Raw genomic sequence first — 231 nt, 5'->3', positions numbered from 1 at the left:
TACCTCTCAATTATCCCCGCACTCAAGACCCACCTCACCAACTCCCCCAAGCCATTCCTCCCAAACGAGTCAAGCCAATTACCCTCCAACCCAATGTTCCCCTCATCGATCAACCTCAACAAATCCTCAAACCTACACTCCAACCATCGCCCAATCTTCATATTCTCCTCAACAATCCCCCCATTACCCCTCACAATCTCATCATCCCTATCAAACACCAACAATTCCATC

The 231-nt window shown here is 48.5% G+C and carries 1 protein-coding gene; it reads right to left on the bottom strand.

Features of this window, described 5'->3' with window-relative positions; all coding sequences use genetic code 11:
* A partial coding sequence (locus FS628_RS32415; RefSeq protein WP_222125359.1) for a hypothetical protein occupies positions 1-231 on the bottom strand: 231 nt, incomplete at both ends.

Source organism: Paenibacillus xylanexedens (assembly GCF_007676705.1).
Lineage (GTDB): Bacteria > Bacillota > Bacilli > Paenibacillales > Paenibacillaceae > Paenibacillus > Paenibacillus xylanexedens_C.
This window is presented reverse-complemented; position numbering and strand designations above follow the sequence as displayed.